The following is a 12450-nucleotide window of genomic DNA, read 5'->3' as shown; positions in this document are numbered from 1 at the left end:
CGGTGCTACGAGGTCAGTCGGCGACGGTCAGGCCCATCGACCGGGCGGTGCCGGCGATGATCTTCTCAGCCTGGTCGATGTCGTTGGCGTTCAGGTCCGCCATCTTCTTCTCGGCGATCTCGCGCAGCTGGGCGCGGGTCACCGAGCCGACCTTCTCCTTGTGCGGGACGCCCGAGCCCTTCTGCACGCCGGCGGCCTTGATCAGCAGCCGGGCGGCGGGCGGGGTCTTCAGCACGAAGGTGAAGGTGCGGTCCTCGTAGACGCTGATCTCGGCGGGGACGATGTCGCCCCGCTGCGACTCGGTCTGCGCGTTGTAGGACTTGCAGAACTCCATGATGTTCACGCCGTGCTGGCCGAGCGCGGGGCCGACCGGCGGCGCCGGGGTGGCCTGGCCCGCCGGCAGCTGAAGCGTGAACGTCTTGACGAGCTTCTTCTTCGGAGGCATGTCTCTTCCTGGGGCTTGGAACTGGGATTTTCGGCGGCCCGCGGGCACGCACGGTCAGCGCGGTGCGGACAGCCGACGTTCTAGGGTAGCGCAGCCTTCCGCCACCCTCCCCGCCGAGGTCCGGCGGGCCGCGAAAACGACGCACCGGCGGCCGGCCGGAGGCCCACCGCCGGTGCGGACGTACGTCAGATCTTGGCGACCTGGTTGAAGTTGAGCTCGACCGGGGTCTCCCGGCCGAAGATCGACACCAGGACCTTGAGCTTCTGCTGGTCGGCGTTGATCTCGCTGATCGTCGCCGGCAGCGAGGCGAAGGCGCCGTCGGTGACGGTGACCGAGTCGCCGACCTCGAAGTCGAGGACCTTGACCTCGGGCTTCGCCTTCTTCTGCTCGGTCTCGACCGCCGGGGCCAGCCACTTGAGCACCTCGTCGAGGCTCAGCGGCGCCGGCCGGTCGGCCCGGTCGGTCGCGCCGACGAAGCCGGTGACCCCCGGGGTGTTCCGGACGCAGGAGTAGGACTCGGCGGTCAGCTCCATCCGGACCAGGATGTAGCCCGGGAAGACCTTCGCCTGGACCTGCGACCGCTTGCCGTTCTTGACCTCGACCTCTTCCCGGGTCGGCACCTCGACCTGGTAGATGAAGTCCTCCATGTCGAGGGAGGTGATCCGGGTCTCGAGGTTGGTCTTGACCTTGTTCTCGTAGCCGGCGTACGAGTGCACCACGTACCAGTCGCCCGGGGCGTAGCGCAGCTTCTGGCGCAGCTCGGCGACCGGGTCGAAGTCCTCGTCCGGGGCGGGCTCGGTGGTCGGGAACTCCGGCTCGCTGGCGGCCTCGACCGACTCATCGTTGGCCGCCGTCGCCACCGTGGACTGCTCGTCCGGGGTCTCGGCGGTCTCGTCGTACTCAGGCACGCTCGCTCACTTCCGTCACTATCGCTGTCCGCAGGTCAGCTCGGGTTGCCGAAGACCCACAGCACCGCCTTCGCGAAGCCGTAGTCCAGGCCGGCCACGATCGCCAACATCACCGCGACGAAGGTGACCACCACGGCCGTGTAGGTCAGCAGCTCCTTGCGGGTCGGCCAGATGACCTTACGCAGCTCGGCCACGACCTCGCGGAAGAACCGCGCGATGCGGGCGAACAGCCCGATCCGCTCGGTGTCCTTGCGGGTCTTCCGCCCCTCGGTGGAATCGGCGCGGGCCCGCTTGCGCGTGGCGGTGCCGCCCCGGGAGACCGGCTCGTCCGCGTCGGTGGCGTCGTCGTCGGCCACACCGTCGACGGTCGCGTCGTCGTTCAGACGCTCGTCGCCGGCGTCCTCGCCGCGCCGCTTGCTCTCGGCCACTTCGCCCTCCGTGCGGGATATCGGGTCGCACGCCGAACGGCGTGCGCGGCGTGTGGTCACGCCGGCCGGACCAACCGTCCCGCGACGGGCCGCGGCCGGCGGATTCGACCGGGAGGGCCCCGAATGCCTCGGAACCAACCCCGCCGATGCCACCACCACGGGCCGGGCGCCGCTGTGCGGCGGCGCGACCCACGGGAACGGTCAGGCCTGAGGCGCAGGGGTGACAGGACTTGAACCTGCAGCCTGCGGTTTTGGAGACCGCTGCTCTGCCAATTGAGCTACACCCCTGTGCGGCAACTCACCCCACCCGGACACGCAGTGCCGAGCAGGGGTCACTTGCCCCACGGCGGACCAGTGTACGGGTAGTCGTGCGACTTTCCCAACCGGTCCACCCCTCGCGCGTCGAACGGATCCTCAGCGAGGCGTCCGCACGGTCGCCCGAGCCTGCGACAGCACCTTCTCCCCCAGGCAGGTCGCGGTGATGTCGAGCCTGGTCAGGCCGTCATCGGTGACCTCCTTGACCACCGCGGAGACCTCGACCTCGGTGCCCTCGTCGGTGTCCGGCACGACCACCGGGCGGGTGAATCGGACGTTGAAGTCGACCACCGCGTCCGGCGCGCCGGCCCAGGTGGTGACCGCCCGGCCGACCAGGGCCATGGTGAACATGCCGTGGGCGATCACCCCGGGCAGGCCGACCTTGGTGGCGGTCCGGTCGCTCCAGTGGATCGGGTTGAAGTCGCCCGAGGCGCCCGCGTAGCGGACCAGGTCCGCACGGGTCACCCGGAACGTCTGGGTGGGCAGCTCCATCTCCTCAGGCCTCCCCGCGTACGACGATCTTGGACCAGACGGCGACCACCGGCTCGCCGGCGACGGTGGACACGTCGGTGCGGGTGGTCAGGAAGCCGTGCCCGCCCCGGTTGGTGACCTCCTCGATGGTGTTCACGCAGACCAGCTCGTCCCCGGCCACCACCGGCCGGGTGTACGCGAAGCGCTGGTCCCCGTGCACCACCCGGCTGTAGTCGACGCCCAGTACCGGGTCCTCGATGATCTGCCGGCTGGCGGCCATGGTCACGATCACCGGGAAGGTCGGCGGGGCCACCACGTCGGGGTGGCCGAGCGCCCGGGCGGCCGCCGGGTCGTGATGCGCCGGGTCGGTCGCCCCGATGGCGGTGGCGAACTCGCGGATCTTTTCTCGGCCCACCTGGTAGGGGGCGGTCGGCGGATAGGTCCGGCCGACGAAGGACGGGTCCAGGGACATGCCGCGAACCTACACGGAAAACACGAACGCCGATCCGTACGGGCGGGCGGCCGTTGAGGGGCCGCTCGCCGTGCGGATCGGCGTTCGGAAGCTGTCTGCGGGCCGGCGGTGCCGGCCGTGGATCAGCGGGTCTCGCGGTGGATGGTGTGCTTGCCGTCCCGGGGGCAGAACTTCTTCAGCTCGATGCGGTCCGGGTCGTTACGGCGGTTCTTACGCGTGATGTAGTTGCGCTCCTTGCACTCCACACACGCCAAAGTGATCTTCGGCCGGACATCGGTCGCCTTCGCCACGGCGGAGTGCCTTCCTCGCTCACGGATAACAACTACGGCGCATCAGCCTACGCGCTGTCTACGCGGACATGCAAAGTGGGCGCCTGTGGCGCCCATCCCACCGACCACCCGGGCGGACCCGGAGGACGAGAGTAGCGGTGGCCGGACTTGAACCGGCGACACAGCGATTATGAGCCGCTTGCTCTGCCATCTGAGCTACACCGCCGTGGCGGGTCCAGCCGGACCCTCTGAGCCCCCTTACGGAATCGAACCGTAGACCTTCTCCTTACCATGGAGACGCTCTGCCGACTGAGCTAAGGGGGCCTACCCGATCACCCCCGTGGGGTGTCGCGCAGAGGAAACAGTACACGACCCCGCCGCCGAGGTGAAATCGGATCCCCCCTTACCGCGTCCGCGCAGGTCAGGGCACGACCCGCAGGCGGGGAAGCTCGCCCGCCGCGATCGTCTCCGGGTCGACCTGGGCGCCGAACCAGGCCTCCAACCGCTCGTACGGCAGGGGCCGGCTGAACAGGAAGCCCTGGCCGATCTCGCAGCCGATGTCCTGGAGCAGCTCCAGGGTGAGCTCGCTCTCCACGCCCTCGGCCACCACGGCCAGGCCGAACTGCTGCGACAGCGTCACCACGGCGTTGACGATGGCCAGGTCGCCCGGGTCGGTCGCCATCCCCTGCACGAACGAGCGGTCGACCTTGACCTCGTGTACGGGCAGCCGGCGCAGCTGGGCCAGGGATGAGTTGCCGGTGCCGAAGTCGTCCACCGACAGGCGGACACCGAGGTCGCGGAGGCGCTTCAGGGTCGGAATGGGACGTTCGGTGCCGTCCAGCACCCCGGCCTCGGTGATCTCCAGTGTGAGCCGCTGCGGCGGCACGCCGTACTCGTCGAGGAGGTCCCGCACCAAGGCGGGGAAGTGCTGGTCGGTGAGCGTCCGGGCGGCCAGGTTGACCGAGATGGCGAGCGCCTGCTCGCCGTGGCTCCAGTCCCGGCTGCGCCGCAGGCTCTCCCGCAACACGAACTCGGTGAGCCGGCCGAGCTGGCCGGTGTGCTCGGCCACCGCCACGAAGTCGTCCGGGACGACCGTGCCGTGCGCCGGGTGCTCCCAGCGGGCCAGGCACTCCACCCCGACCAGGCGCCGGTCCCGCAGCGTGACCTTGGGCTGGAAGTAGACCTCCAGCTCGCCGTCGTCCAGCGCCCGGCGCAGGTCACCGGCGAGGCCCAGCCGGCGCAGCGACCGGGACTCCAGCGCCGGGCTGTAGAGCTGGACGCTGCCCGGGACCGACTTGGCGGCCGTGGCGGCCAGGTCGACCCGCTGGAGCAGGGTCGCCGCGTCGCTGCCGTGGTCGGGATGGACGGCCACCCCCACCACGGTGTCCACGTCCAGGGTGAGCGCGTCGAAGACCATCTCGTCGCGGATCTGTTCGCGCAGCTGTCCGGCGAGCTCCAGTGCCGCCTCGGTGCTCTCCAGCCGCAGCGTCACCAGGAACTCGTCGCCGCCGGCCCGACCGACCAGGGCCGAGGAGGGCGCGCAGGCGCGCAGCCGCTCGGCCACCTCGACGAGGACCTTGTCGCCGGCCGCGTGGCCGAGCGACTCGTTGACCTGGCGCAGCCGGTCGACGTCGAAGAGCAGCAGGGCCACCACCTCGCCGGGCGCCGCGATCCGGACCGCCTCGGTCATGGCCGCGGTGACCCGCCGGCGGTTGGGCAGCTTGGTCAACGCGTCGTGCTCGGCGTCGTGCCGCAGGCGGTCGACCAGTCGCGAGTTCTCCAGGGCGACTGCGGCGTGCGCGGCGACGGTCTCGAAGACCGCGATGTCCGCCTGGGTGAAGTGGTTGCCGTCACCGAGCCGGTTGGCCACCTCCAAGGTGCCGATCACCACCGGACCGGAGCGCAGCGGCACCACCACGGCGTCCTTGATCCGCCGCTCCCCCAGCTCCGCCCGGAACTCGCCGTCGGTGGTCACGCCCCGGCCGACCGCGACCGTACGGCGGCTGTCCCGCACCTTCTCCCGGAGCGCCTGCGGGGTGTGCGCCATGTCCAACAGTCCCGGGTCGTCGACCCGGGCGGTCAGCAGTGTCTCCGGGTGCCGCCCCTGGGCCGGAAGCCAGAGCGTCGCGTACTCGGCCTGCATGAGGGCCCGGACCCGGCCGAGCAGGGCGTCGGCCAGGGTGCCGCTCTGCCCGCTCTCCACCACGGCGCGGGTCAGCTCGTAGAGGTCGGTCAGCGTGCGGTGCTGCCGGAAGAACTGCGCGTAGGACCGGTAGACCGGGACCAGCCCGGCGCCGAGCGCGGCGAGCAGCAGCACCGACCACCAGGTGCTGCCCACCAGGATCACCACGATCAGCCCGACCGTCACGTTGATCGCCGCGGTCAGCAGCGCGGTCTTCACGTTGCGCAGCGCCCCTCGGCCGTTCTGCCAGCCGTTCAGCAGGGTGTGGACGGCGACCACGCTGACAACACTGACCAGCAGCACCATGCTCACGGCGGCGAAGATGCTGACCCAGGTCCGGGGCTCGACCTCGTTGAGCGGCGGGAGCGCTTGGAGAACCAGCACGGCCAGCGAGGTGCCGGCCGCGGCCCGGGCCACGTTGAACCAGACCTTCGGTGCCGACAGCCGGTGCCGGATGTTCGTGACCAGCGTGGCCAGGCTGTAGATGACCACGACGGTCAGCGGCGGCAGGAAATAGAGTGCCAGCACCAGCGGCATCTCGGTCAGCGTGACGGCCGACGTCTGCCGGCGGACGACCAGGTTCAGCAGCGGCAGCCCGGCCGCGATCATCAAACCCAGGACGAGCGCCGCCTGCGGCCAGCGGCCGAAGGGGTGGTCGGCGAGCAGGCCGGTCACCGTGGCGCAGGCCACGGCGAACAGCGCCATCGGCGCCGTGATGATCCAGGCGTCCTCAGACGTCCTGCGCCGTGGCTGACCGCGACCGCTCATGCCGCTCCTTCTCATTGGCGGCGCGCCGTGCCGTCACCGGCACGGATCGATCTCCGGCTGGCGCGATGCCCGTGGCTACCGGAGATCGACGAGGAGACCGGAGACCCGGTCACGTCCAGATGAGGTCCTGGGTCTGCGCGCCCCCCGTGCTGCCATCGAAGTCGAAACCGCCGACACCACCCACGAGGGCGGCGAGAATGAGAAGTGAGCCAAGCAGCCGGCCCAACCTTCGACCAGACATGATTGCTCCTGTCGAGAGAGTTTCAGCGATGGTGGAGGTTCCACGATCGTGCCACACGGGGAGCACGCACAAAAGCGGTGGAGGGCCCCCCTCGGGGCGGCAGACAGGTAAATCATCCGTTCGACCGGCACGCCCGCCCCTCCGGGCCAGCATGCTGTCACGATCGGTCCCGACGCTGCTACGGAAGGCGCGCACAACGACTTCCCGGTTAAACCGCGCGTAAGAGCAGATTCGCCTACCAGCCATGATGATCGGAAGTCTTGGCCACAATGGACGGCGAAGCGGGCAGTTGCGGTTGCCCCGTCGAACAGACTCCACCATCATCGATGTCCGGGCAAGAGGCTCGGGCTGTCCGATTCGCGCGCCCCCACCCGAAGCTGATCAGCACTCGTCCTCACCAGCGGGGAGAGGCAGCGGCGGGCTCAGGATCGCCGCAGCGGCCGGAACGCGGCCCGCACCTCGGTCGCGAAGAGTTCGGGCTCCTCCCAGGCGGCGAAGTGGCCGCCCTTCTCGACCTCGTTGAAGTAGGCGACGCCGGGGTAGACCGCCTCGACCCAGCTGCGCGGGGCAGCCCAGAGCTCCCCGGGGAACACGGTGAAGCCGACCGGAACCGAGACCGGCGGAGGAGCCTGGCCGGACGCCGCGGCCGCGGCCTGGAACCGGCCGAACTCCCAGTACCACCGGGCGGACGAGGCACCGGTGCCGGTCAGCCAGTACAGCGTGATGTTGTCGACGACGCTGTCCCGGGTGAGACCGCCCACGGGCGCGCCGTCAACGAACGCGCGGGAGATCTTGTAGTAGCTGTCCGTGTCGTGGTCGAGCATCCAGGCAGCCAGCCCGACGGGAGAATCCAGCAGCGAGTAGCCGATCGTCTGCGGCCGGGTGGACTGCTCCAGGAAGTAGCCGAAGCCGTCCGTAGCGAACATGTTGAGGGCGTCGTGCGCCGCGCGTTCCTGCTCGGTCTTCGCCGGCAGCTTGTCCTTGATGCCGATCGCCCCGGCGAGCAGGGTGAGGTGGATGCCGAGCAGCCCTTCGGGTGCCTGGCGGCCCATCGCGTCGGTGACCGCGGCGCCCACGTCGCCCCCCTGCGCGACGTAGCGCGAGTAGCCGAGGCGGTTCATCAGCTGCGCCCACGCCTGGGCCATCCGGTTGGCGTCCCAGCCGAGCTGGGTCGGCTCGCCGGAGAAGCCGTAGCCGGGCAGGGACGGAAGTACCAGGTGGAAGGCGTCCTCGGCGGTGCCGCCGTGCGCGGTCGGGTCGGTGAGCGGGCCGACAGCCCCGAGCAGCTCGACGACCGACCCCGGCCAGCCGTGCGTCATGATCAGCGGCAGGGCATTCTCGTGCTGCGACCGTACGTGGATGAAGTGGATGTCGACACCGTCGATGGAGGTCGTGAACTGCGGCAGGGCGTTCAGCTTCGCCTCGCACGCGCGCCAGTCGTAGCCGGTGGTCCAGTAGCGGGCCAACTCCTGGACCGTCGCCAGCTGTACGCCCTGGGAGCGATCGTCGACCAGCTCCCGGCTGGGCCAGCGCGTGGCCTCGATCCGGCGGCGCAGATCGGCGAGCGCTTCGTCCGGCGTGTCGAGCCGGAAGGGACGGATGTCGTTGCCGTTGGACATGCTCTTCACCTGCCGAATCGCGTCGACCGGCGCCGGGCGCCGGCGGGGCTGGCACGCGCCCAGTTTCGCAGCGGCCCGGCACCCGGCGGACCGAAACGCGAATACGCGCTGCTGCGCAGCAGAGCTGCTTGCCCCCGAGTCCCGTTGGCGCGCTGTCCGCGGGTTCAGTGACGACGAGGACCAGGGCGTTGCCCATCCCGCGGATGCCCGATCCTCTACGCCACCCAGCCGGCGTAAAGGGGGTAGACCGGCGGTCAATCAAACGCAGCTGTAGGCGACGAGCCGCCTTCAAGCCCGGCGAACCAGCCGAGCATGTCCTGAGGGCTCACGTCGTAGCCCGTGGCTCGTTCCCCGCTCCAGTTGACGCCGATCAGGACTCCCTGCTCCGCCAACCAGGGCACGAAGTCCTGCAACCACTGATCGAACGGCATGGAGACGATCTCGAGCCCGTTGTAGGCAGGCACCTGTTCGACCACACGTTGCGCTCGTGATCGCCGCGACCAGAAGGGCATCGCCCGGCTCCCGTCGGGCTTGTGGGGCGCGATGTAGGAGCCGTCATCCTCCAGGACGGTCCAGACCCGGCCGGCAGCCGGAGCCTCTGCCCTGAACGCAGCAGAGTGAGCTGCACTGACAGTCAAACCTGCCTCCCGACCGTCTCGACGCTTCTGCGGGCCTCACCGACAACTCGCCTACGTGCCGGTCGCGTGCCCGATCAGCCAGTGAACGGGGGGACTGACGGTCAACGGCAGCAGGAGACGACGAAGGCCCCTGACTCGCGTTTCCGCAGTTCAGGGGCCTTGCCGTTGCCTGGTGGCGGGTAGAGGATTCGAACCTCTGTAGCTTTCGCGACGGATTTACAGTCCGCTCCCATTGGCCGCTCGGGCAACCCGCCAGGGCACACCACCACGTCGCGACGCGGCGGCGGAAGCAAGGATAGCGGTTGCCCCCGGGGCCACCGCAAGCGGGTACCGTCAGGGGGTCCCACGCTGGTCAGTGGGGGACGGACCAGGACAGACCGCCGGACAGCAGGAGCATGAGCATGGCAGCGAACCCGTCGTTCGACATCGTGAGCAAGGTCGACCGGCAGGAGGTCGACAACGCCCTCCGCCAGGCGGAGAAGGAGCTCGCGACGCGGTTCGACTTCCGCGGCACCGGCGCCGAGATCTCCTGGTCGGGCGAGGAGGCGATCAGCCTCCAGGCGGAGACCGAGGAGCGGGTCCGGGCCGCGCTGGACGTCTTCAAGGAGAAGCTGGTCAAGCGGAACATCTCGCTGAAGTCGCTGGACGCCAGCGAGGCCCGCGCGTCGGGCAAGGTCTTCAAGATCGACGCCAAGGTCATCCAGGGCATCGACTCGGACAAGGCCAAAGCGATCAGCAAGAAGATCCGCGACGAGGGCCCGAAGGGCGTGCAGGCGCAGATCCAGGGCGACCAGCTCCGGGTCACCGGCAAGAAGAAGGACGACCTCCAGGCCGTCATCGCGCTGCTCAAGGGCGAGGACTTCGGCGTGGCCCTCCAGTTCACCAACTACCGCTAGAACGTCCGTCAGGCCGCCGCCCGGGTCACGGCCGGGCGGCGGCGTGACCCACCGGGAGCGGGGAGCGGACCGATGCCCTACGGCTATCTCGGGTCGATGAGGACCAGGCCCGGCTGCCGGGACGACGTCGTGGCCATCCTGTTGAGCGGCGTCGAGGGGCTCCGCGAGGCCGGCTGCGAGCTGTACGTGGTGGGCGTCTCCGACCAGGACGACGTCACGATCTGGGTCAGCGAGGTGTGGCGGAGCAAGGAGCACCACGACGCTTCCCTGCGGCTTCCTGAGACCCGGGCGGCCATCGGCCGGGCCATGCCGATGCTCACCGGCGAGTTCACCAGCCAGGAGTTGACCGTGGTCGGCGGGCTCGGTCTCTGAGGCGCGCCGACCACCGTCAGCGCGAGAAGATCAGCAGCAGGATCACGGTCAGCACCGCGCTGACCAGGATCGAGCCGAGACAGCCGATCCGGTTCGAGAAGAAGAGGAACATACGTGGGCTTTACCCCGCCCACGGGAATCTGATCAGGCGACGAGCGACTGCTCGGCGCGTACCGCGGCGGCCTCGGCGCGGGCGATCGGGCCGGCGGACGGCGCGGCGACCGCGGCCCCGACGGCGACCGCCGCCCCGGCGAAGAGGAACGCCCAGGGCACCCCGCCGGCGTGGTCGACGATCAGCCCGGCCACCGCTCCCCCGGCGGCGCTCGCCGCCACCGACATGGTGACCACCCAGGTGTACGCCTCGTTCAGCATGCCGGCCGGGGTGATCCGGCCGACCAGGGTGTTCTCCAGGGTCAGCGCGGGGGCGATGGTGGCCCCGCCGAGCACCAGCGCGACGCCGAGCGCCGCCGGGCCGGGCATCACCGCGAAGACGGCGAAGCTGGCCGCGACCGCGCCCAGCAGCAAGGCGAACTGGCGGCTCATGTTGGCGGCGGGCCGGCGTACCCCGAACCAGAAGCCGCCGAAGGCGCTGCCGACGCCCCAGACGGCCAACAGCACGCCGGCGAGGCTCTCCGGGTCGTCGGCGGTGGCGTTCCCGGCGAAGGCCGGAACGATCACGCCGGCGGCGCCGAAGGCGATGCCCAGGCTGGCGACGCAGAGCAGCAGGGCCGGAAAGCCGCCGAGCCGCAGCGGGCCGAGGCCCTTGGCGTGGTGCTCGCGGGGGTGCGGCCGCCAGCCGCGCATGACCCGGCCGAGCGCGACGGCGGTGGTGCCGACCAGGGTGACCACGGCGGCGCCGACCAGCGCGGCGGCGGCGTCGGCGACCAGGACGAAGCCGGCCACCAGCAGCGGGCCGAGCACGAAGACGACCTCGAAGAGGGAGGTCTCCGCGGCGAGTGCGGTGTTGCGCAGGTGGGAGCGGCCGGTGGCGTGGGCGGTGAGGTCGTTCCAGGCGCCCCGGATGGCGGCGGTCAGCGGTGGGTAGGTGGCGCCGGCGACACCCGCGGCCAGGTAGATCAGGGGGAGGTTGTCGGAACCGGACCGGCTGGCCCCGAGCAGCCCGAACAGGGCGAGCGGGTGGGCCACGGCGGTGGCCAGCAGCACCGGGGTGGGGCCGACCCGGTCGGCGATCCGCCCGGCGACCGGGCTGAGGGCGGCGCCGGAGAGCGCGTAGATGCCGCCGGCGACGGCGGCGAGCGAGTACCGGTCGGTGACCTCAGCGACGACCAGCAGCAGCGCCAGCGGCGTCATGCCGATCCCGAGCCGGCCGATGACGCCGAGGATCAGCAGCATCGGGGCGCCGGGGATCCGCCAGACGCCCAGGTACTGGCGCAGTGCGGCCACGGCCGACCTCCAGGGGTGTAACGGGTGGGAGACGTTTCGACCCTAACTCCGGGGTGAATCCGGGGGAAACGGTTTGTGCCCGGACACACCACTCCGCCCGCGTCCGGACGGACGCGGGCGGAGGTGGTCGGTGCGGGTCAGCGCTGGAACTGCACCGGCCCGGAGCTGCGGGCCAGCTGCTCCAGCCGGGCCACCCGCTGCTCCATGGGCGGGTGGGTGGCGAACATCGCGGCGATGCCGCCGCCCCGCTTGAACGGGTTGTCGATCATCAGGTGCGCGGTGCTGGTGAGCTGGCCCTGCGGCGGCAGCGGGCGGGCCAGCGTACCGGCGTGGATCTTGCGCAGGGCGCTGGCCAGGGCCAGGGGGTCCCTGCTCAGCTCGGCGCCGGACTGGTCGGCCTGGAACTCCCGGCTCCGGCTGATCGCCAGCTGGATCAGGGTGGCCGCGATCGGGCCGAGGATCAGGGTGAGCAGCAGCACCGCCGGGTTCGGGGCGTCCTCGTCGTCGGAGGAGCCCAGCGGGATGAACCAGGCGATGTTCGCCAGCGCGGTGATGATGCCGGCCAGGCCCGCCGCCACGCTGGAGATCAGAATGTCCCGGTTGTAGACGTGGGACAGCTCGTGTCCGATCACGCCCCGCAGCTCCCGGTAGTCGAGGATCTCGACGATCCCCTGGGTGACGCAGACCGCAGCGTGCTCCGGGTTACGCCCGGTGGCGAACGCGTTGGGCTGCGCCGTCGGGCTCACGTAGAGCCGGGGCATCGGCTTGCCCGCCTGGGTGGAGAGCTCACGGACCATCCGGTACAGCTCGGGGAACTGTGCCTCGCTGACCGGTTGCGCCCGCATCGAGCGCAACGCGAGCTTGTCGGAGAAGAAGTAGGTCACGCCGTTCATCACCAACGAGACGACGACGGCGAAGACGAGACCGCCGCTACCGCCGAACCAGTAGCCGACCGCGAGGATCAGCGAGGTCAACAGGCCGAGCAGGGCTGCGGTCTTGAGACGGTTGTGATGCACGATCGC

General features: G+C 70.5%; 13 protein-coding genes and 4 tRNA genes. 2 read left to right on the top strand and 15 right to left on the bottom strand.

Annotated elements, in window-relative coordinates:
- Window positions 1–13: 13 nt before the first annotated feature.
- The 13 genes from rplK to IEY96_RS14780 form a co-directional block, all read right to left on the bottom strand.
- Window positions 14–445 (bottom strand): 50S ribosomal protein L11, encoded by a 432-nt coding sequence (gene rplK / locus IEY96_RS14840; protein ID WP_013288647.1) that lies wholly within the window; start codon window positions 443–445, stop codon window positions 14–16.
- Between the two features lie 185 nt (window positions 446–630).
- Window positions 631–1353: a transcription termination/antitermination protein NusG gene (nusG, locus tag IEY96_RS14835; RefSeq protein ID WP_046567240.1), complete on the bottom strand. Its 723-nt coding sequence runs from the start codon at window positions 1351–1353 to the stop codon at window positions 631–633.
- Between the two features lie 35 nt (window positions 1354–1388).
- Window positions 1389–1781, bottom strand: a complete 393-nt coding sequence (gene secE / locus IEY96_RS14830; RefSeq protein WP_189195415.1) for a preprotein translocase subunit SecE — start codon at window positions 1779–1781, stop codon at window positions 1389–1391.
- Between the two features lie 215 nt (window positions 1782–1996).
- A tRNA-Trp gene (locus IEY96_RS14825) sits at window positions 1997–2069 on the bottom strand.
- A gap of 126 nt (window positions 2070–2195) precedes the next feature.
- A complete protein-coding gene (locus IEY96_RS14820; RefSeq protein WP_189195414.1) occupies window positions 2196–2588 on the bottom strand; it encodes a MaoC family dehydratase in 393 nt (130 codons plus the stop codon).
- Between the two features lie 4 nt (window positions 2589–2592).
- Window positions 2593–3039: a MaoC family dehydratase N-terminal domain-containing protein gene (locus tag IEY96_RS14815; protein ID WP_189195413.1), complete on the bottom strand. Its 447-nt coding sequence runs from the start codon at window positions 3037–3039 to the stop codon at window positions 2593–2595.
- A gap of 122 nt (window positions 3040–3161) precedes the next feature.
- Window positions 3162–3329, bottom strand: a complete 168-nt coding sequence (gene rpmG / locus IEY96_RS14810) for a 50S ribosomal protein L33 (RefSeq protein ID WP_067301359.1) — start codon at window positions 3327–3329, stop codon at window positions 3162–3164.
- A 132-nt stretch (window positions 3330–3461) separates the two neighbouring features.
- Window positions 3462–3534, bottom strand: a tRNA-Met gene (locus IEY96_RS14805).
- A 25-nt stretch (window positions 3535–3559) separates the two neighbouring features.
- Window positions 3560–3632 (bottom strand) — tRNA-Thr (locus IEY96_RS14800).
- Between the two features lie 97 nt (window positions 3633–3729).
- Window positions 3730–6258, bottom strand: coding sequence for a putative bifunctional diguanylate cyclase/phosphodiesterase (locus IEY96_RS14795; protein ID WP_189195412.1), 2529 nt, complete (start codon window positions 6256–6258; stop codon window positions 3730–3732).
- A 663-nt stretch (window positions 6259–6921) separates the two neighbouring features.
- Window positions 6922–8118 carry an epoxide hydrolase family protein gene (locus IEY96_RS14790; RefSeq protein WP_189195411.1) on the bottom strand — a complete coding sequence of 399 codons (1197 nt, stop codon included), beginning with the start codon at window positions 8116–8118 and terminating at the stop codon, window positions 6922–6924.
- A 254-nt stretch (window positions 8119–8372) separates the two neighbouring features.
- Window positions 8373–8756: a DUF2750 domain-containing protein gene (locus IEY96_RS14785; protein WP_189195410.1), complete on the bottom strand. Its 384-nt coding sequence runs from the start codon at window positions 8754–8756 to the stop codon at window positions 8373–8375.
- 170 nt (window positions 8757–8926) lie between these two features.
- A tRNA-Tyr gene (locus IEY96_RS14780) sits at window positions 8927–9010 on the bottom strand.
- 147 nt (window positions 9011–9157) lie between these two features.
- Here IEY96_RS14780 and IEY96_RS14775 point away from each other — a divergent pair.
- Window positions 9158–9652 carry a YajQ family cyclic di-GMP-binding protein gene (locus tag IEY96_RS14775; RefSeq protein WP_189195409.1) on the top strand — a complete coding sequence of 165 codons (495 nt, stop codon included), beginning with the start codon at window positions 9158–9160 and terminating at the stop codon, window positions 9650–9652.
- A gap of 96 nt (window positions 9653–9748) precedes the next feature.
- Window positions 9749–10024: a putative quinol monooxygenase gene (locus IEY96_RS14770; RefSeq protein WP_229791608.1), complete on the top strand. Its 276-nt coding sequence runs from the start codon at window positions 9749–9751 to the stop codon at window positions 10022–10024.
- A gap of 144 nt (window positions 10025–10168) precedes the next feature.
- Here the strand turns inward: IEY96_RS14770 and IEY96_RS14765 are convergent, their stop codons facing one another.
- Both IEY96_RS14765 and htpX read right to left on the bottom strand, forming a co-directional pair.
- A complete protein-coding gene (locus IEY96_RS14765; protein WP_189195407.1) occupies window positions 10169–11428 on the bottom strand; it encodes an MFS transporter in 1260 nt (419 codons plus the stop codon).
- 137 nt (window positions 11429–11565) lie between these two features.
- Complete coding sequence (gene htpX / locus IEY96_RS14760) at window positions 11566–12444, bottom strand: zinc metalloprotease HtpX (RefSeq protein WP_189195406.1); 879 nt, start codon at window positions 12442–12444, stop codon at window positions 11566–11568.
- Window positions 12445–12450: the final 6 nt, after the last annotated feature.

The organism is Micromonospora fulviviridis, assembly GCF_014648395.1.
Lineage (GTDB): Bacteria > Actinomycetota > Actinomycetes > Mycobacteriales > Micromonosporaceae > Micromonospora > Micromonospora fulviviridis.
The sequence above is the reverse complement of the archived record's forward strand: the minus strand, read 5'-3'. Positions and strand labels throughout refer to the sequence as shown.